The organism is Aeromonas sp. MTB, assembly GCF_056632455.1.
This window is the reverse complement of the sequence record NZ_CP147026.1, coordinates 463,603-481,439: the sequence shown is the minus strand read 5'-3', so window position 1 is coordinate 481,439 and position 17,837 is coordinate 463,603. Positions and strand designations below refer to the sequence as shown.

The 17,837-nt window shown below is 57.4% G+C and carries 19 protein-coding genes; 12 read left to right on the top strand and 7 right to left on the bottom strand.

What is annotated here, in order from left to right; all coding sequences use genetic code 11:
- Window positions 1-115: 115 nt before the first annotated feature.
- The 4 genes from WBR25_RS02300 to WBR25_RS02285 are packed head-to-tail and all read right to left on the bottom strand — an operon-like array spanning window position 116 to window position 2,466.
- Window positions 116-955 carry a CsgG/HfaB family protein gene (locus WBR25_RS02300; RefSeq protein WP_005355003.1) on the bottom strand — a complete coding sequence of 280 codons (840 nt, stop codon included), beginning with the start codon at window positions 953-955 and terminating at the stop codon, window positions 116-118.
- A 7-nt stretch (window positions 956-962) separates the two neighbouring features.
- Complete coding sequence (locus WBR25_RS02295; protein ID WP_019445195.1) at window positions 963-1,364, bottom strand: curli assembly protein CsgF; 402 nt, start codon at window positions 1,362-1,364, stop codon at window positions 963-965.
- 11 nt (window positions 1,365-1,375) lie between these two features.
- Window positions 1,376-1,819: a curli production assembly/transport protein CsgE gene (locus tag WBR25_RS02290; protein WP_108539376.1), complete on the bottom strand. Its 444-nt coding sequence runs from the start codon at window positions 1,817-1,819 to the stop codon at window positions 1,376-1,378.
- Window positions 1,819-2,466: a LuxR C-terminal-related transcriptional regulator gene (locus WBR25_RS02285; RefSeq protein ID WP_042080923.1), complete on the bottom strand. Its 648-nt coding sequence runs from the start codon at window positions 2,464-2,466 to the stop codon at window positions 1,819-1,821. Before WBR25_RS02285 ends, WBR25_RS02290 begins: the two co-directional genes overlap by 1 nt.
- Window positions 2,467-2,892: 426 nt before the next feature.
- On the opposite strand from WBR25_RS02285, the gene WBR25_RS02280 reads away from it, so the two are divergent.
- Both WBR25_RS02280 and WBR25_RS02275 read left to right on the top strand, forming a co-directional pair.
- Complete coding sequence (locus WBR25_RS02280; RefSeq protein WP_005340181.1) at window positions 2,893-3,480, top strand: single-stranded DNA-binding protein; 588 nt, start codon at window positions 2,893-2,895, stop codon at window positions 3,478-3,480.
- A gap of 136 nt (window positions 3,481-3,616) precedes the next feature.
- On the top strand, window positions 3,617-4,360 hold the full coding sequence (locus tag WBR25_RS02275) for a substrate-binding periplasmic protein (RefSeq protein WP_236356141.1): 744 nt from the start codon (window positions 3,617-3,619) through the stop codon (window positions 4,358-4,360).
- A 72-nt stretch (window positions 4,361-4,432) separates the two neighbouring features.
- Here the strand turns inward: WBR25_RS02275 and WBR25_RS02270 are convergent, their stop codons facing one another.
- Window positions 4,433-4,558 carry a hypothetical protein gene (locus WBR25_RS02270; RefSeq protein ID WP_019445191.1) on the bottom strand — a complete coding sequence of 42 codons (126 nt, stop codon included), beginning with the start codon at window positions 4,556-4,558 and terminating at the stop codon, window positions 4,433-4,435.
- A 461-nt stretch (window positions 4,559-5,019) separates the two neighbouring features.
- On the opposite strand from WBR25_RS02270, the gene WBR25_RS02265 reads away from it, so the two are divergent.
- A complete protein-coding gene (locus WBR25_RS02265; RefSeq protein ID WP_479749335.1) occupies window positions 5,020-5,922 on the top strand; it encodes a cation diffusion facilitator family transporter in 903 nt (300 codons plus the stop codon).
- A gap of 146 nt (window positions 5,923-6,068) precedes the next feature.
- Complete coding sequence (gene yjbD, locus WBR25_RS02260) at window positions 6,069-6,353, top strand: DUF3811 domain-containing protein (RefSeq protein WP_005340165.1); 285 nt, start codon at window positions 6,069-6,071, stop codon at window positions 6,351-6,353.
- A gap of 178 nt (window positions 6,354-6,531) precedes the next feature.
- Here yjbD and WBR25_RS02255 read toward each other — a convergent pair.
- Window positions 6,532-7,694, bottom strand: a protein-coding gene (locus WBR25_RS02255; protein WP_479749276.1) for an IS3 family transposase whose coding sequence is annotated in 2 segments (ribosomal slippage) — window positions 6,532-7,439 and window positions 7,439-7,694 — 1,164 coding nt in all. Because the reading frame shifts where the segments join, the coding sequence is not laid out codon by codon here.
- Between the two features lie 495 nt (window positions 7,695-8,189).
- Between WBR25_RS02255 and cspE the strand changes: the two genes are divergently transcribed.
- From cspE to WBR25_RS02225, 6 genes are all read left to right on the top strand, one after another.
- A complete protein-coding gene (gene cspE, locus WBR25_RS02250; RefSeq protein ID WP_005316548.1) occupies window positions 8,190-8,402 on the top strand; it encodes a transcription antiterminator/RNA stability regulator CspE in 213 nt (70 codons plus the stop codon).
- A 305-nt stretch (window positions 8,403-8,707) separates the two neighbouring features.
- The gene (locus WBR25_RS02245) at window positions 8,708-10,066 is read left to right on the top strand and encodes an NCS2 family permease (protein ID WP_005356503.1); all 1,359 of its coding nucleotides are present in this window, start codon (window positions 8,708-8,710) and stop codon (window positions 10,064-10,066) included.
- Between the two features lie 238 nt (window positions 10,067-10,304).
- A complete protein-coding gene (dhaK, locus tag WBR25_RS02240; RefSeq protein ID WP_479749334.1) occupies window positions 10,305-11,375 on the top strand; it encodes a dihydroxyacetone kinase subunit DhaK in 1,071 nt (356 codons plus the stop codon).
- A 9-nt stretch (window positions 11,376-11,384) separates the two neighbouring features.
- The gene (gene dhaL, locus WBR25_RS02235) at window positions 11,385-12,014 is read left to right on the top strand and encodes a dihydroxyacetone kinase subunit DhaL (RefSeq protein WP_005355013.1); all 630 of its coding nucleotides are present in this window, start codon (window positions 11,385-11,387) and stop codon (window positions 12,012-12,014) included.
- A 1-nt stretch (window position 12,015) separates the two neighbouring features.
- Complete coding sequence (gene dhaM, locus WBR25_RS02230) at window positions 12,016-12,732, top strand: dihydroxyacetone kinase phosphoryl donor subunit DhaM (protein ID WP_479749333.1); 717 nt, start codon at window positions 12,016-12,018, stop codon at window positions 12,730-12,732.
- Between the two features lie 124 nt (window positions 12,733-12,856).
- Window positions 12,857-13,939 (top strand): glycerol dehydrogenase, encoded by a 1,083-nt coding sequence (locus WBR25_RS02225; RefSeq protein ID WP_270820879.1) that lies wholly within the window; start codon window positions 12,857-12,859, stop codon window positions 13,937-13,939.
- Between the two features lie 94 nt (window positions 13,940-14,033).
- Here WBR25_RS02225 and dhaR read toward each other — a convergent pair whose 3' ends face one another.
- Window positions 14,034-15,935, bottom strand: coding sequence for a dihydroxyacetone kinase operon transcriptional regulator DhaR (gene dhaR, locus WBR25_RS02220; protein ID WP_479749332.1), 1,902 nt, complete (start codon window positions 15,933-15,935; stop codon window positions 14,034-14,036).
- Window positions 15,936-16,367: 432 nt separating this feature from the next.
- Here dhaR and WBR25_RS02215 point away from each other — a divergent pair, with 432 nt between their 5' ends.
- The gene (locus tag WBR25_RS02215) at window positions 16,368-16,784 is read left to right on the top strand and encodes a nucleotidyltransferase domain-containing protein (RefSeq protein WP_180993767.1); all 417 of its coding nucleotides are present in this window, start codon (window positions 16,368-16,370) and stop codon (window positions 16,782-16,784) included.
- Between the two features lie 89 nt (window positions 16,785-16,873).
- Entirely contained in the window at window positions 16,874-17,656 is a 783-nt protein-coding gene (locus WBR25_RS02210) for a hypothetical protein (protein WP_479749331.1), read from the top strand.
- Window positions 17,657-17,837 lie beyond the last annotated feature (181 nt).

Below are 17,837 nucleotides of genomic sequence, written 5' to 3'. Positions count from 1 at the left end.
TGATTCGAGGATGAAAAGCGCCGCCCTGTCGCTGAGCAGAAAGTCTTAATTCGTATTCGATGGAGGCCAAAAAAATGCCCTCCACCAGGGAGGGCATTGCACGAGCGGGAAAAAATCAAAGTAGCGGGGCATTGTCTTGCAGGTACTCCTGCAGGATCGGATTGTCGATATCCCGCTGGTCGGCCAGTTGCCACAGATTGTCCCGCACACCATTGGCAATCAACCGGATCACCCCGGACTCGATAGCCGACATGACACACATCTGTACCGGTTCATTGGTGCTGAAACCGGCCTCGGCCTCCAGCAGGCGCTTGTACTCGACGAAACGGAATACCCCGGCCTGCACCTGTTGCGACAGTACTGTCTTGGAGGTGGTGACACTGTTCAGGATCCGGCCTGAACGGATATCGACGGCGCGCAGATTGACCGTCACCTGATCGACGCGGTACTCCCCGCTGGCGCCGATGCCAAAATACTTGGCCCCCGCCCCGCCGGTTCGCACATTGCTGTCATAGGCGACGATCCCCCCCTCGATCAGGATGTTGGCGGCAACCAGCGAGGGCAGTTGATTGGCATTGTTGCCGGGCACGTTTGGCTTGTTCTGGGCCGCCCGCACAATCTTGCGTTCGGTCAACAGGTTCTGCAGCCCCTCTCGCTCCAGCGGCACAAACCATTGGGAATCCCACAAAGCCGTGCTCAGCATGGCCACCCCGCCCTGGGTGACCGCCGTGGAGAAGTTGGACGCCGGTGCTGGCAGGTACTGACCGGTCTGATCGCGAAAATCGTAGACGGCCGCGACAATTTTCCCTTTTGGCTTGGGCAGACTGATCAGCTCCTTGTAAGAGACGGATCGCGGCATCAGGGTTGCCTTCTCATCGGCAACGGGCGAGCCGATATGGGTCGCACAGCCAGCCAGCGCAAGCAGGGGCACTATCAATAACAGTTGTCGTTTCATCGCGCCCTCAGTCGGCAATCAGGCCATTAACTTCGATCATGGTGGTCTGGTTGGTCACCCGGTCGGTGATCGAAACCACCAGGGTGCCATCTTCATCCACCACATTGATGGCAAAATCATCGGTCACCAGACTGCCGCTCTGGCTGCCATCCTTACCTATATCGGCCAGCAGCTGGCTGATCAGGCGGGATTGCAGGTTGGAGGTCAGGCGATCCAGCGCCGAGGTGCCGCTGCTACCGCTGCCACTGGCGGGATCCTTGTAATCATTCTGCGCATTGGCGGTGCCAAGCAGATGACTGCTGTTGAGAGGGTTACCCCCAAAGCTGGGGTTGACGGGGCGATAGACAAGCTCCGACGCATGGAGCGTTGGCGCTATCAGTGCAGCAACTAGCCATAACCGGGCACGCATGAGAAATATCCTTATAGTTCATCATGTTCCAAATCGAAGGTATCCATGAACAGGGTCGCGATCTTCTGCTGTTCGAGGGTCTGCCTGACCTGTGACCAAGCCAGTTTGGCGCTCTGCTCCTGCTGATTGCGGCCAGGAGAGAGTGCGGTTTTAAAAATCACCTTCCGGTTATGAGTGATCCAGATCAGGCTGCCCCAGCGAGCTGTCGGGCGCTCATGAATCGTCAGATTCTCTCTGGCATCCGGGTCTTCATCACTGCGCAACCGGGTAAATTCGTTATAAAAGCCCTGACCGAAACGGGTAAAAGTGCGGTCCAGCACCAGACCATCCACATCCAGCCGATCACTCTCCTGCTCCGGCTGCACCGACTCCAGCGGTGCATCAGCCTCGCCCGCCACAACGGTCGTGCAGCCCCAGAGCAGCGCGAGGCAACACGCAAGAGAGAGCGCTTTCATCAGTGAGAGTCCGGAGCATCGAGATACTCTTTGGCCCAGCTCACCGCCTGGATCCGGTTCTTCACATTCAGCTTTTTAAAGACGTTATAGAGGTGGGATTTGACGGTGTGCTCGCTGACAAACAGGCTGTCGGCGATCTCGACATTGGAGGCGCCCGTCATCAGATAACGGATGATCTCCTGCTCTCTGGCGGTCAGCAGAGTGTCGTTACGCAGCAGATAACTGTTGCCCTGGCGATAGTATTCGACCAGCTCGCACAATAGGTGGCGCGGCATCCAGTACTCGCCCAGCAGGATTTTCTGCAACCCGGCAACCAGCCGGTCGAGCGGATCCTGACGGAAAAACAGACCGCAGATCTGCGGCCACATCAGCAACAGGTCGCGATCCGTCGCAGTGGGAGCATTGAGCAGCACAGTGGTCGCCATGCCAAAGCGTTCGGAGATCGCCCGGTTCCAGCCCAATGACTGGCCAGAGCGGATATAGTCGAGATCGATGAGAAACAGCGTGCCGTCACACTGGTTATCTAGCTGATTAATCTCGTGGATTAGCTGGACGGGACGGCTCAAATGAGAGATGAGGTATGCAGCAAATGTGCTGGCCTGCACATTATTTTCAGTGACCAGTGCGATCGGGCATGCGGCTTTCATTGTGTGCTCTTCCTTGAACCTGTAAACCACCTAATCTGGCCGACTGAGTCTACCAAGGAGGTATGGGAGCACAATATTAAAAAAGTATGAGAATGGATCTCATAAATATCGTAACCATATGTTTTTAGTCGATTTAAAAACTAATTCCAATTCGCCAATCGGCCAGCATAACAGGAATATATGGCAAAAATGTGATGCTGGACGCGCCGGAAACAGCTGCAACCCAACCATCACTACAGCAGGAGCCAACAGTTACCTTTGGCACATCAAGCCGGTTAAGGATGCTGCCAATCCGCTTCGCAACTGTTACTATGACCGTCACATGCGTCTGCGGGACATTGCGCCCCGCACACAGCAACTAATCAGGTATCTAGTCGTGTTGGACCAGGTTTCGACCTGGCCGGTAAATAAGGTGGAAGAGAGATTATGGCCAGTCGAGGCATCAATAAAGTCATTCTGATCGGTAACCTCGGGCAAGACCCGGAAGTACGCTACATGCCGAGTGGCGGTGCTGTGACCAACATTACTCTGGCTACCTCTGAAACCTGGCGCGACAAGCAGACCGGTGAGCAGAAAGAGCGTACCGAATGGCACCGCGTCGTCTTCATGGGCAAGCTGGCCGAAGTGGCTGGCGAGTACCTGAAGAAGGGCTCCCAGGTCTATGTGGAAGGCAAACTGCAAACCCGCAAATGGCAGGATCAGAGCGGCCAGGAGCGCTACACCACTGAAGTGCTGGTCGACAGCTTCACTGGCGTGATGCAGATGCTGGGTGGTCGTCCGCAAGGCGGTCAGGGCATGGGCCAGAACATGGGTGGCCAATCCCAGGGTAACTGGGGTCAGCCGCAGCAGAGCATGCCTGCCCAGCAGCCGATGAATCAGCAGCGCCCGGCACCGGCTCCGCAGCAGAACATGCAGCCGCAAGGCGGTTATGGCCGTCCTGCCCAGCAGCCGCAATCTGCGCCGCCGGTATATAACGAGCCGCCGATGGATTTCGACGACGATATCCCGTTCTAAGAACAGAATATTGAAAAGGCCCTGATAACTCAGGGTCTTTTTTTATGCACTCAGCCCCGAAAGGGATAAGACGTTTTATGACAGCCTCCCCTACAGTGATGGATATCCTCCACAGGAGCGCTTTGTGAAAAGTGCGATGAAACTGCTCACCCCTTTATTGCTAATGCTGACCAGCTTGCTCTCCGGCCAGTTGCTGGCAACGCCACTCAAGGTCGGGGTCAGCTTTGCCATCCCCCCTTATGTCATCGAAGGCGAGAATCGCGGCATTGAGCTGGATCTGCTGAAAGAGGCGTTCGCTGGCAGCGACTATGAGCCCAGCTTTGAATTTCTGCCACTGGAGCGCACCTTCCGCCTGTTCGAGTCAGGAAAGCTGGATGCCATCATCAACGTCAGACCCGGTATGGTTGATCCTCACGTTCTGACCCAGCCCGTTATCACCTTCCATAACCGGATCTTCACCCTGCGCAGCACCCACATCAGTACTCTGGACGACCTGCATTCAAAACGGGTCACCGCCTTTCAACGGGCAAGGATCATTCTGGGGGGCGCGTTCGCCACCATGGCCAACCAGAATCCCCACTATGAGGAGGTAGCCAAGCAGCAGGTGCAGGTACATCAGCTAATGCGCGGCAGAGTGGATGCAGTCGTACTGGAGGAGCGGGTGTTCTACTACTACCTCGACCAGCTGATTGCCACCGCCCAGGCAGGCGAGCACTACGAGCGCAATCAGGTCAGACAAGCAGACCTCTTCCCGCCCACCGTCTATCACTTTGCCTTCCGAACGGCCGATGCCCGCAATCTGTTTGATAAGCGCCTTGAGGCGATGCGTCAGGATGGTCGTTATCACCAGATTTTCGCGGCTTACGGCGCCACACCGTGAGCCACAAACATAAAAGCCAGCCGGTAAGGGCTGGCTTTGTACTGGCTCCGAAGGAACAGCAGTAGGGGAGCGTTACTTCATTGCGCTGCCGTTTTTCAGTTCTGCTTTCTGACGTTTGGCTTCGCGTTTCTCTTTCAGTGACATCTGCGGTTTTTTCTTGGCATCTTTGCCGTTGTGATGTTCTTTGTTACTCATCATCAAACTCCAAAAATGTTACCCAGACAGTTGGTTCCTCATGGGAGCCAGCATGCCATCCGAATCATCAACTTCAGTACGCTTGGTGGGATGGTGCAAGACCATCACCAGACCCAGCATACCCTCCAGCGGCATCCGGATCCAGCCTCATTCTCGTCCAAAAAATGCCGGTCTCCGCCTCCTGAGCGGGGAGGCCAAACAACCTCGACAGGAAAGACCAAAAAAGAGTAATTCGCATTATTAAATGTTGTCACGCTTATATTAAGCCATCGTTACCTGGATACTTTCACGGATAAATATAAATCCCTCTCATTATTTATTGCCGCACAAGAGGTCACCATTTTAATAAGCATTCGCAATATCATCGGAAACATCAGGTTACAACACCGAATAGGTTATTTCCGGTCAGCCGGATATAATGCGCGCCGCACCGAAATATCCGTTTTTATTCAGGAAGCTGTGACATGAACAGAAAAACCAGAGCCGCCATGGTGTCGGTCTGCTCCAATATCAGTCTGATCATCATGAAAATGGTGGCCGGTTTCGCCAGCGGCTCGGTCAGTATCATCTCGGAGGCGATCCACTCCGCCATGGATCTGGTGGCGGCCCTGATCGCCCTGTTCGCGGTGAAAAAGTCCGATCTCCCGCCCGATGAACGCCACCCCTATGGTCACGACAAGATTGAAAATGTCTCCGGCGTCATCGAAGCACTGCTTATCTTGCTGGCCGCGGGCTGGATCATCTTCGAAGCCGTCGACAAGCTGCTCACCCCCAGCCCGATTGAAAGCATTGGCTGGGGCGTGCTGGTGATGGTGATCTCGGCGCTGGTCAACAGCGGCGTCTCAGCCTACCTCTACAAGGTGGCCCGGGAAGAAGAGTCAGTTGCATTGGCGGCCGATGCGCTCCATCTCAAGGCGGATGTGCTCACTTCAGCCGGTGTCGCCGTCGGTCTTGGCGGGATCTGGCTGGCCGGTCTGTTCGGCCATTCACTCGCCATCCTCGACCCGCTGGTCGCCATCGCGGTCGCCATCTTTATTGTCAAAGAGGCAATCAGCATGCTCAACGAGGCCTTCCAGCCGCTGATCGACCAGAGCATGAGCCCGGAAGAGCTGGCGATGACCAGCCGCATCATTACCGAATGTTGCCCTGCCGCCAGCGGTTTCCACGATCTGCGCAGCCGTCGTGCCGGTCGTCGTCGCCATATCGACTTCCACCTCACCCTGCCCCCGGAGATGAGCATCGGCGAAGCCCACGATATCTGTGATCGCATCGAACACGCCATCATGGCGCAGTTGCCCCACGCCATCGTGCTGATCCACGTCGAGCCGGAGGAGCAAGAGATGCCCTCACCGCTCGCCATAAATTGAAATGTGGCAAACAGGCGGGAAAGTGGCAGCGAAATAACGGAAAGTTGGCACAAACCCGCATTTTTACTGCCGGAAAGCCGATTGCATAAGAAGTGATCGGCACAACTGTGTTAGGGTGTCTAACCACCCTGCCGCAGGAGCGCGCCGTGAAAAAGCTGGAAATGAAAGATCTGACCGAGGCCGAAAAAGCCGAGATAGCCTTGTTATTGCAAAAGGCACAAGCCAATGCAGACCACCAGCTGACCAACGGAGAGCGGAACAAGATCCGCGAAGAGGGTCGCCTGAAAATTGTGGCCGACCGCGCCGAAGCGGCCAAGGCAGCCTCCAAGCTGGCTCGCGAGAAAGCCAAAGAGCGCGCCAAAAACCAGGTACTGCCGGAAACCTTCAGCTGGATTGATTCGGTCAGCAACAAGTTTCGCAGCAAGCGCTGATCCCCTCTTGCAAAACGCCCGCTGACACTTGGTGCCTGCGGGCGTTTGCATGTCTGGGCGATGCTCGATGAGCCAGACTTGGCGCCGCCATTGATTTGCAGCCAAGAAGCTAATCGCAGCAGCAAAGAAGTGATTTACATTGTGAGTTAGAGAGAACGCCAACTGACAATTGTAGTGGTCAACTAAATCCGGACACTTGGTTAGGCCGTTCTTCGGCTTTTGCTGGCGGTATCCCGTCATTGTGTTGATGTGGACGCCGCCAGTTGTAGTAATCCATCAGGTAATAACTGATATCCCGCTTTGCCTCCCGTACGCTCATGTATCCCGTTGCCGGCAGCCACTCTGACTTCAGGCTTCTGAACAACCGCTCCATCGGGGCGTTATCCCAGCAGTTGCCACGCCGACTCATGCTCTGGGTCATGCGATAGCGCCACAGTCGTTGCCGAAATGCCCGGCTACCATATTGGCTGCCCTGGTCAGAGTGAAACAGCACGCCTGACGGACAACCTCGTTGCTGATACGCCATCTCAAGTGCTTTGATGGCCAGCTCGGCATCTGGTTTATCTGACATCGCCCACCCCACAACCCGTCGGGTATGCAGGTCAAGCACCGCTGCCAGGTAATGCCAACGGTCACCTGCCCAGACGTAGGTGATATCGCCACACCACACCTGATTGGGTTGCTGGACATCAAATTCGCGGGCCAGCAGATTGGGAATGTCCGGTCGTTCAGACCGTGCCACCTTGTAGCGGTGTGCGCCTGGCTGTTTGGATGCCAACTCGGCTTCCTTCATCAGGTTACGTACTTTGAATCGGCCAATCTGATACCCCAGCTCCCGCATCATCGACATCAAGGCGCGGCTGCCTGCCGAGCTCCTGCTTTCTTTGAACAACCGGCGCAACTCACAGCGCTGCTGCATGCGCTCACGGTTAATCGTCCGCCTGCGGGCCAGATAATCGTAAAAACAGGAAGTGGGCACATCGAAAGCGCAACAGACCAGGGTGATAGGGGCTTGCTCCCTTAATCGGTCTATCAGCGCGTACGTGTGAACTCGTCCGCCATCAAGAGAGCAGTAGCCTTTTTTAGTATGTCCTTTTCACGTTCGAGTCGATTGATACGGGCTTCCAGCTCCTGGATTTTCTGCTGCTCAGGAGTCAGTGCTTTTCCGGTGGGGGTTGTACCACAGCGTTCGGATTGAAGCTGCTGAACCCAGCGACGAAGCACGGTTTCACCGACATCCAGTGAACGGCTGGCTTCAGGGACAGAATATCCCTGGTCGAGCACCAGGGATGCGGCTTCGAGTTTGAATTCGGCAGTAAATGAGCGACGTAATCTTGTCATTGAAAACCTCAGGTCACGGTGGCGACTGTACCACCTAAAATGGTGTCCGGGATGATTAGACCACTACAAATCCCATCTATCGCCACCTTTTCATTTTTTCTCATATTTTTTGCCAGAACTGGCTACATAGTCAGGACAAAAAAGCCGAATCCGGTTTGCTACAGGGTGATATGAGTCTGCACTGATTTTTCTATGCCGTTGAAATGCATCATGTTTACTATAAAAAATGATATTTTTGGCTGTTACAAAACATTAATATCGAGATAAAGTTTGCTTTAAAAATGAGAGCGTGTTTTAATCTTTCTCGATGGTTCGGCAGTTCAGACCTGATTATGTTAGGCAGTCATTTTAGTAAAGCAGTGATTAGCATAAGCGTTATCCTCGGATAATTCTTATCAAATAATTCTCCTTCTTTAGTGCTCCCCATACGTATTGCTGACGAAAAATCAAAAATTGCCATTTAGGTGGCATTCAACACTATTTAAGGAAATTATTATGTCTAACAAAATGACTGGTACCGTTAAGTTCTTCAACGCTGAGAAAGGTTTTGGTTTCATCTCCCCGGCTGACGGCAGCAAAGACGTGTTCGTACACTTCTCCGCTATCCAGTCCACCAGCTTCAAAACCCTGGACGAAGGTCAGCGCGTTGAGTTCACCATCGAGCAAGGCCAGAAAGGCCCGGCTGCTGCCAACGTAGTTGGTCTGTAATTCAAGCCGGAGCATACTGCTGATGGCTCATGCCAACCGCTGACAGCTCTGCAAGAATTTAAAAAAACCCGCTTCGGCGGGTTTTTTGTTTTTCCCCGCTTTTTCCTCACTGATCTCCCCTCCCCCGACAGCTTGATCCCTCCCTTACACGCTCTCACCGCTTGAGTCTTAGAATGAGCTCCGAATGGACTCAAAATGTAAAATAGTGACGAAAAAGTCCGGTTATCCGCTGTATTTGCCGCGAATTCTTGCTATTTTGCGCGCCACCAACGCAAACGATTTCCTTCACACTTTCAGGATTAGTTATGGCAAAGCAAGATATGGCCGCCCAAACAGGGACTGGCGGCTTTCTGGACTCTTATTTTTCCATTTCTGCGCGCGGCAGCAGCGTGCGTCAGGAGCTGGTCGCGGGGCTGACCACCTTCCTGGCGATGGTCTACAGCATCATAGTGGTGCCGAACATGCTGGGTGCTGCCGGCTTTGAGCAGGGCCCGGTGTTTGTGGCCACCTGTTTGATCGCCGCCTTCGGCTCCCTGCTGATGGGGCTGTGGGCCAAGCTGCCGATGGCTATCGGTTGCGCCATCTCCCTCACCGCCTTTACCGCCTTCAGTCTGGTGCTGGGTCAGGGACTGAGCATTCCGGTCGCCCTCGGCGCCATCTTCCTGATGGGTGTGCTGTTTACCCTGATCAGCGTCACCGGCGTGCGCCAGTGGATCCTGGATAACCTCCCCTCCGGCATCGCTCACGGTACCGGTATCGGTATCGGCCTGTTCCTGCTGCTGATCGCCACCAACGGCGTCGGCATGGTGATCAAGAACGAAGGGGCCGGTCTGCCGGTACAACTGGGTGAAGTAACCGCTTTCCCGGTCATCATGACGGTGCTGGGTCTGGCTGCCATCTTCGGTCTCGAGCGTCGCAAGGTGCCGGGCGGCATCCTGATGGTGATTATCGCCATCTCCATCCTCGGCCTTATCTTCGACCCGAAAGTGACCTGGCAGGGCTTCTTCGCCATGCCGAGCCTGACTGGCGAGAAGGGATCGCTGGTAGGCAGCATGGATCTGCTGGGCGCCCTCAATCCGGTAGTCATTCCGACCGTACTGGCGCTGGTGATGACCGCCGTGTTTGACGCCACCGGCACCATCCGTGCCGTGGCCGGTCAGGCTGGCCTCATCAACGAACGTGGCCACATCATCAGCGGCGGCAAGGCCCTGACTGCCGACTCCGTCAGCAGCATGGTAGCGGGCGCTGTTGGCGGTGCTCCGGCGGCCGTCTACATCGAATCTGCCGCAGGCACCGCTGCCGGTGGCAAGACCGGTCTGACCGCCGCGCTGGTCGGCGTGCTGTTCCTGCTGATGATCTTCCTCTCCCCGCTGAGCTATCTGGTACCTGCTTACGCCACCGCACCGGCCCTGATGTACGTCGGTCTGCTGATGCTGGGCAACGTCACCAAGCTGGACTTCAGCGACTCGGTCGATGCGCTCTCCGGCATGCTGTGCGCCGTCTTTATCGTGCTGACCTGCAACATCGTGACCGGCATCATGCTGGGCTTCGTGGCGCTGGTCGTTGGCCGCATCTTCGCTGCCGAGTGGAAGAAGCTGAACGTCGGCACCGTCATCATCGCCGTGGCGCTGGTGGTCTTCTATGCCGGTGGCTGGGCCATCTAACCCGTCCGCATATTCCGGTTATAGCCAAGGGCCCTGCGGGGCCCTTTTTCATGGCTGTGAGTCAGCTAACAGTTTCCCGCCCGCCAGCCCTGCCCTGTTTCAGATTGAAACATCCATCCCCCTTCTGCTGTTTCAAATCCGAACCAAATCGCCCGTCATTTTTATCCCTTTTTCTGTCGTTAGACTGGCTCCATCAACCATTTGCCCACCCGAGCGGTGGCAAGCCAAGGAGTGAGCCATGAAGAAACTGATCAATGCCGTCGATGCCGTGGTCCGTGAACAACTGATGGGGATGGCAGCCGCCCACCCCGAGCTCAAGGTACGTATCGAACCCCACTACATCACCCGCGCCGACGCCCCCGTGATGGGCAAGGTGGCGCTGGTCTCCGGCGGTGGTAGCGGCCACGAGCCGATGCACGGCGGTCTGGTGGGCAAAGGGATGCTGGATGGCGCCTGCCCCGGCGAGATTTTTACCTCCCCGACCCCGGATCAGATGTACGAGTGCGGTCAGGCCGTTGATGGCGGCGCGGGCGTGCTGTTTCTGGTGAAAAACTACACCGGTGACGTGCTCAACTTCGAGACCGCGGTCGAGCTGCTGCACGGTGACGGGGTCAAAGTGGGCTTCGCCCTGATCGATGACGATGTCGCGGTCAAAGACAGCCTATACACCGCCGGTCGCCGTGGCGTCGCCACGACCGTGCTCTGCGAGAAGCTGGTCGGTGCCGCCGCCGAGGCGGGCTACGATCTGGCGCGCTGCGAGGCGCTGGCCCGCCGCATCAACAACCAGAGCCGCACCATAGGCGTAGCAATGCATGCCTGTACCGTGCCTGCCGCAGGCAAGCCCTCCTTCACCCTGGCGGACAACGAGCTGGAGTTCGGCGTCGGTATCCACGGCGAACCGGGCATCGAACGTCGCCCCTTCACCGACCTCAATACCCTGGTGGACGACATGTTCAGCGAGCTGGCGGACAATACCCCCTATGGCCGCACCCTGCGCCACTGGGATCGCACCAGCGGCATCTGGCAGGAGGAGCACACCTTTATCGAGCCGCTCAACAAGGGCGATCGGGTTATCGCGCTGGTTAACAGCCTCGGCGGCACCCCCATCTCCGAGCTCTATGGCGTCTATGGTCGCCTCGCGACCCTGTGCGAGGAGGCGGGCATCCATCTGGTGCGCAACCTGATTGGCCCCTACTGCACCTCCCTCGACATGACCGGCATCTCCATCACATTGCTCAAGGTGGATGACGAGCTGATGACCCTGTGGGATGCCCCCGTTCACACCCCCGCCCTGCGTCGCGGCTGCTAAGGAGAACCCATGTTAAGCAAGCATCACATCGTCAACTGGCTGCTCGACTGCGAACACATTTTTACCGAGCAGCGTGACTACCTCACCGCGCTGGATACCGACATCGGCGACGGTGACCACGGCCTCAACATGCAGCGTGGCTTCGCCAAAGTGGCCGAGAAATTGCCCGCAGTGGCGGACAAGGATATCGGTCAGGTGCTGAAAACCACCGGCATGACATTGCTCTCCTCGGTCGGCGGTGCCAGCGGCCCACTCTACGGCACCTTCTTTATCCGGGCGGCAGCCAGCACCGACGCCTGCCAGAGCCTGAGCCTCAGTCAGCTGTGCAAAATGCTGAGTGACGGGGTCGAGGGCATTGTTTCTCGCGGCCGTGCCGAGCCGGGCGACAAGACCATGTGCGATGCCTGGTGGCCGGCACTGGCGGCCCTGCAACAGGCGCAGCAGCAAGAACTGCCCCTGAACGAAGCGCTGGACAAGGCGGTGGCAGCCGCCGCAGCAGGTACCGAGGCGACCATCCAGATGCAGGCCCGCAAGGGGCGCGCCAGCTATCTTGGTGAGCGCAGCATCGGCCATCAGGATGCCGGGGCCACCTCGACCCTGCTGCTGCTGACCGCCCTGCGTGACAGAGCGAGGTTGTGACATGATCGGAATCGTAGTTGTCTCTCACAGCGCCCAGCTGGCAGCTGGCTTGAAGGCGCTGGCCGACCAGCTCGGCAGTCCGGCCAGATTGCTGCTGGCGGCTGGGGTCGATGACCCCGACCACCCCATCGGCACCGATGCCATCGCGGTGATGAGTGCGATAGAAGAAGCGGATGACGGCAGCGGCGTGCTGGTGCTGATGGACTTGGGCAGCGCCCTCCTGAGTGCCGAAACCGCCCTCGAACTGCTGCCCCCGGAGCTGAGCGCGAGGGTGCGGCTCTGCCCCGCCCCGCTGGTCGAGGGTACTCTGGCCGCCGTGGTGGCGGCCGGTTCCGGCCTGACGCTGGATGAGGTGGCCGCCGAGGCGCTCGGCGCGCTGGGCCCGAAACAGGCGATGCTGCCAGCCAGCCCAGCGCAGGCAGCCACCGAGACAGTCCCCGTTGCCGACGACGGCTGGCTGCGCTGCGAGGTGGTGGTGGATAACCCCCACGGCCTGCATGTGCGCCCCGCCGCCCGACTGGTGGCCGCCCTCAAGCCATTTGCCGCTGAACTCAAGCTGCAAAAGGGGGATAAAGAGGCCAACCCCCGCAGCCTGACCCGGCTCGCCATGCTCAATGTGCGTCAGGGCGACCAGCTCACCCTGCTGGCGCGCGGCGAGGATGCCAGCGCCGCCTTGGCCTGCTTCCAGCAGCTGGCCTTTGATCGCTTCGGCGACTGACGCCACTGTTTCAAGGGCTGCACTCGCTCGCTGAGCCTGTGCAGCTTCATTCAAGACGAAGGAGTCCCCGGCACTGCCGCCCCTTCGCCCCGATTCTTAATTAGTAAAGAGAGAGGGATAGAATATGGACCGCATTATCATCAGCCCCAGCAAATACGTGCAAGGCAACGGGGCCCTCGCCAATATCGGCAACTACGTCAAAGCGCTCGGCGCCAAGCCGCTGATCCTGGCCGACGCCTTCGTCACCAAGCTGGTCGGCGATACCGTGGCCACCAGCTTCCACGGTGCCGGCATCCAGCCGGAGTTCGACTGCTTCAACGGCGAATGCTCCCGCCCCGAGATCGACCGCCTGCTGGCCCGCTGCCAGCAGGCCCCGTTTGACGTCATCATCGGCATCGGCGGCGGCAAAACGCTGGATACCGCCAAGTCGGTCGCCTTCTACCAGAAGGTGCCGGTGGTCATAGTGCCCACCATCGCCTCCACCGATGCCCCCACCAGCGCGCTGGCTGTCATCTACACCCCGGAGGGGCAGTTCAGCGAATACCTGATGATCCCGACCAACCCCAACATGGTCATCATGGATACCGGCGTGGTCTCCCGCGCCCCGGTGCGGCTCTTGGTCTCCGGCATGGGGGATGCGCTCTCCACCTACTTCGAGGCGCGCGCCAACAAGGTCTCCGGTTGCCAGACCATGGCCGGTGGTGCCTCTACGCTGGCGGCGCAGGCCATTGCCGAGCTCTGCTACAAAACCCTGCTGGCCGATGGCTACAAGGCCAAGCTGGCGGTAGAACAGGGGCTCTGCACCAAGGCGGTGGAGAACATCATCGAGGCCAACACCTATCTGAGCGGTATCGGCTTCGAGAGCAGCGGGCTGGCCGCCGCCCACGCCATCCACAACGGCCTGACCCAGCTGGCCGAGTGTCACCACCTCTACCACGGTGAGAAAGTGGCGTTCGGTACCCTGGTGCAGCTGGTGCTGGAGAATGCGCCGATGGCGGAGATCGAAACCGTGCTGGGCTTCTGCCGCTCAGTGGGCCTGCCGACCAACCTGCATATGATGGGGGTCAAGGAGCTGGATATGGCGCGCCTGATGGAGGTGGCCAAAGCCTCCACCGCCGAGGGCGAGACCATCCACAATATGCCGTTCAAGGTCACCGCCGAGGATGTGCTGGCGGCCATCGTCACCGCCCACCAGTTGGGGCTGTAATCGCGCCACTGCTGACCTTGCCATATAAAACGGCCCCGCAACTGCGGGGCCTTTTCATTTTCTGCGGGCCGATTGGCGACAGCTCGGATCGCCGTCAACCGTGATAGTCGGCGGGATCGATCTCGAGCAGTTTCAGTCGCCGCCAGAGGGTGGTGCGGCTGATGCCAAGATGTTGGGCCATCTGGCTCACCTGTCCCTTGCAGACGTGGGCGCAGCGCAAGATGGCCTGCCGCTCCAGCTCGGCCAGAGTGAGCAGCGGTTGCCCCACCACCTCATCCGCCACCCGCTGATAGCCGTGGCGAATGGCGGCGGGCAGCGCCTCGGGCGGGATCGGCCCCTGACCGGAATGAAGCAGCGCATGCTCGACGGCGCTGCGCAGCTCCCCCAGATTGCCGGGCCAGGGATAGGCGAGCAGGCAATCGAGGGCCGCCGGACTGAACTGGCGCACCGGCTCGCGCCCCTGCGCCGCCAGCTGCTGGTTGATAAGGCCCGGCAGATCCGCCGCGCGCTCTCGCAGCCCCGGCAGCCAGAGCTCGCACGCCTGCAAGGCATAGAGCAGCTGGCGGCCAAACAGCCCCTCCTGCACCAGCTGCTCCAGTAGGGCGCTGCTGGTGGCGATGATCCGCACCTTGAGCGGCAGGATACGGGCCGAATCGAAGCGCTGGATGCGACCGGTTTTGAGCAGTTGCAGCAGCGCCGCCTGCATGGGAGCGGAGAGGCACTCCACCTGCTCCAGCACCAGGGTGCCGCCGTGGGCCAGCTCGAATTTGCCCGCCCGCTCCTGCCCCGCCTCGTCGGAGCCCATCAGCTCCAGTGCCATCCGCTCGCTCGGCAGCGCCTTGCAGTTGAGGGTAATAAGCGGCCCGGCGGCCCGCTCGCTGCCAAAGTGGATCGCCTCCGCCAGCTGGGCCTTGCCCACCTCCTCCTCGCCACGCAGCAGGATCGGCCCCTGACTCTGGGCCGCCTGCCGGGCGTAGCGCAGCAGCTTGCGCATGGCGCTCGACTCCCCCACCAGTGCCGACAGCTCGGGCACCGTCTGGCGCAGCTGATGAATGGCCCGCAGCCGATCGACCGGGTGCAGCAGGGCGATAAAGCTGACCCCCTCCGGCCCCGGCAGCGGCTTGAGGCTCACCAGCGCATTGATAAATTCCCCCTCCTGCGCGCCGAGCCGCTCCAGCGTCACCTCCACATGGCTGAGCGGCGTCTGCCCCCTGATGGCCAGCTGCAACCGCTGGGGCAACAGCAGGTGCTGCTCCAGCGGCTGGCCGAGACAGAGCGCGGGATCGAGCCGCAGCCGATTGGCCGCCAGCGCGTTAAGGTAGCGCAGTCGGCCCTGCGGATCCCAGGCCAGTACGCCGTCATCCATGCCATCGAGCAGGGCGTAAAGTTCGCTGAGGTGGTGCTGGGACTCCTGCATCAGGGTCTCCATCTGCAGCAGATGGGCCAGCTCGCGCCCGGCACTGACGGTGAGCGCCAGATCGCCCGCGCTCGCCTCCTCCACCTTGCAAATCAACGCAATGATGGCGACCTGACGGCCATTGCTGTTGTAAACCGGGCTGGCGCAGCTGTGCCACGGGTGGAGGGTCTGGTTGAAGTGCTGGGGGCCGCTGACGCAGAGCGGCACTCCCTCCAGCGCCGCCAGATTGATGGCATTGGTGCCGATGCGCCCCTCGCTGAAAAAGGCACCGGGGCCAAACCCCAGCGCTGCCAACTCCGCCAGCGTGCCGGGGTGGCCGATCTGGGCCAACAGGCAGCCACTCTCGTCGGTGAGCAGCAGGGCGCAGGAGCGCCCCTCCATAAATTCGTAGAGATCCTCGAGGGCCATCTCGCCGGTGGTGAGCAGATCCCGCTTGCGCTGGCGCAGGCTCTGCAAGGTCTGCCCCTTGGCGCAGTGGGGCGGATGCCAGAGGGTGGCACTGGTCTGGTGGGCGCAGCGCAGCCAGGATGCCTGCAGATAGTCGGGCCAGGCGAGCAACGGCTGAAGGTCAGATGGCATGGTCACAGCAATATCCGGCAAGATGTGAGCCGACCATTTAACCACTCTTGCTTGCCCGATTCAGTGACCTGCCTCAGAGGGTGGCAAGCCCGCCCCCTCCCGGTCGGGTTCACCCTCGGCAAATTGCTGGCCGAGGCATTCCTTCGATCTTTTGATATATAACCCCGCTCACACTACTGACTTGTTTATGAAAAGGAGGCCGGATGGCGCTTTCCATTGCTACGCCTTATGTGTATTTTGCACGACTGAAAAGTAGAGCCAAAAGAGGATGTTGCATCAGCAAGTTCAGCTCCCCAGTTAGGCAGTTAAAATTTATGCTTTAAAATGAGATTTTCGTGGCAGTTATCCAAGTGAATCAGAGTTATATGGAAATTCTCTAGTCGGATAAGCACAGCCCTACACCTAATCACTGTTATGTACCGAGGAAAAATTATGTTTACTGCAGAAATAAATGAACTACTAGATGCTTTGGTACAAGATGTACAAGGCATTGCAAGCATATGGCTAATAGGCTCTAGGGCTAATGGCACAGCGAAACCAGAGTCTGACTGGGATTTTTTCATTTTTGGTGATTGCTCTGTATCCGAACAAATAAAAAGCAAGCCTGAGTTCCATCTAGATAACATTGACCTGCTAGTTGTCGCTAAAGATGGCACATTTGAAAAACCCTATGGCAGCAAGAAATCTGGGGACTTGAATGATTGGAAGTGGCAAATTACAACTCCAGAGACCGCAACGTACCAAAGCTCAAAGTGCGAGAATTTCGACCCAGACGGTGATGGTTTTACTGATGGAAGAACACCATTCATAACCGAAACCTTAAAAGCGGTACGAGTCAGAGGCACATAAAAACTGGGTCAAACAGTTCGATTCGCTCACTGGGACGAGCTAAAACCCGCCCCTTAACCAAACGTTATGCCTCTTGAGTTACTACGCACATGGAAAAAGTAAAAATAAAGCTTGTTACGATCGGTCACCTCCCATTGCACCTAAACCTTCAACATATTTCAGCATGGAAATCTGAGATATTTGAGCTGATCGGTGGGATTGACAATTTCGACTTACGCTGTGATTCAGATGGTTCTGACTGGGAGTTTTCTGATGAACTTTTGAGAAATCAGCTTCCTACCTGTACTGGTGCAGATTTTCTCCTAGCCATCGTCAACGTACCAATTGAAGACAACTGGTACTCTCGACGACTCGGGAATAATCAAATCGTCTTCACATTCAGCCAGATTAGAGATTTTCTTGTTTGGGAGAATATCCCGCTTGAGAACGCGATCTTTCGGGTTCTCTACGCCTACACTCTACTCTACCTCCGCTCAGGGAACAAAATACCCGAATATGGTGAAGCCCCAAGTTTCACTCACGATGAGACGCGCGGGTGCCTTTTCGACATGAATGGTATCAAATCAGATCTAGTTGAATCATGTAATAAACCTGTTGTATGTAGTGAGTGCGAAGAACGCCTAAGAAACGAGCGAGTATCTAACCAAAAAATTAATACTGTGCAGAAAGAGATAAGGAAAATTCGAAAGCATCTCTACTATAGAGTCTTCGACTTCGTTAAAGCGAAACCTGTAATTGCACTTGTTATTTCAAGTGCATTTGCAATTTTCCTTGGAGTTGCCGGATCGTTACTGGCTTCGGTCATATACGATAGTATTAAGTCTTCGCCACCAGCCAGCACAGTATGTCAATCTAGCCAGCAGACCAGCTGAATCTGACCACTGATTTATAATCATAAACTGGCTAGGGAGTCGTGATACATATTGCAAAATATATTTTCATTTCGATATCTGGTTTAATTAAATCGATATGAAAAAAACAGGCCTGTAGGTTCGATTAGCCGTCAGGCGTAATCGGACGTTCGCGTCAATCCATTTCCCCGCTATAACGGCC

Excerpts from the sequence above, each read along its gene's own strand:
- WBR25_RS02300 (WP_005355003.1), bottom strand. The coding sequence starts at position 955 with ATGAAACGACAACTGTTATTGATAGTGCCCCTGCTTGCGCTGGCTGGC.
- WBR25_RS02295 (WP_019445195.1), bottom strand. The coding sequence starts at position 1,364 with ATGCGTGCCCGGTTATGGCTAGTTGCTGCACTGATAGCGCCAACGCTC.
- WBR25_RS02290 (WP_108539376.1), bottom strand. The coding sequence starts at position 1,819 with ATGAAAGCGCTCTCTCTTGCGTGTTGCCTCGCGCTGCTCTGGGGCTGC.
- WBR25_RS02285 (WP_042080923.1), bottom strand. The coding sequence starts at position 2,466 with ATGAAAGCCGCATGCCCGATCGCACTGGTCACTGAAAATAATGTGCAG.
- WBR25_RS02280 (WP_005340181.1), top strand. The coding sequence starts at position 2,893 with ATGGCCAGTCGAGGCATCAATAAAGTCATTCTGATCGGTAACCTCGGG.
- WBR25_RS02275 (WP_236356141.1), top strand. The coding sequence starts at position 3,617 with ATGAAACTGCTCACCCCTTTATTGCTAATGCTGACCAGCTTGCTCTCC.
- WBR25_RS02270 (WP_019445191.1), bottom strand. The coding sequence starts at position 4,558 with ATGATGAGTAACAAAGAACATCACAACGGCAAAGATGCCAAGAAAAAA.
- WBR25_RS02265 (WP_479749335.1), top strand. The coding sequence starts at position 5,020 with ATGAACAGAAAAACCAGAGCCGCCATGGTGTCGGTCTGCTCCAATATC.
- cspE (WP_005316548.1), top strand. The coding sequence starts at position 8,190 with ATGTCTAACAAAATGACTGGTACCGTTAAGTTCTTCAACGCTGAGAAA.
- WBR25_RS02245 (WP_005356503.1), top strand. The coding sequence starts at position 8,708 with ATGGCAAAGCAAGATATGGCCGCCCAAACAGGGACTGGCGGCTTTCTG.
- dhaK (WP_479749334.1), top strand. The coding sequence starts at position 10,305 with ATGAAGAAACTGATCAATGCCGTCGATGCCGTGGTCCGTGAACAACTG.
- dhaL (WP_005355013.1), top strand. The coding sequence starts at position 11,385 with ATGTTAAGCAAGCATCACATCGTCAACTGGCTGCTCGACTGCGAACAC.
- dhaM (WP_479749333.1), top strand. The coding sequence starts at position 12,016 with ATGATCGGAATCGTAGTTGTCTCTCACAGCGCCCAGCTGGCAGCTGGC.
- WBR25_RS02225 (WP_270820879.1), top strand. The coding sequence starts at position 12,857 with ATGGACCGCATTATCATCAGCCCCAGCAAATACGTGCAAGGCAACGGG.
- dhaR (WP_479749332.1), bottom strand. The coding sequence starts at position 15,935 with ATGCCATCTGACCTTCAGCCGTTGCTCGCCTGGCCCGACTATCTGCAG.
- WBR25_RS02215 (WP_180993767.1), top strand. The coding sequence starts at position 16,368 with ATGTTTACTGCAGAAATAAATGAACTACTAGATGCTTTGGTACAAGAT.
- WBR25_RS02210 (WP_479749331.1), top strand. The coding sequence starts at position 16,874 with ATGGAAAAAGTAAAAATAAAGCTTGTTACGATCGGTCACCTCCCATTG.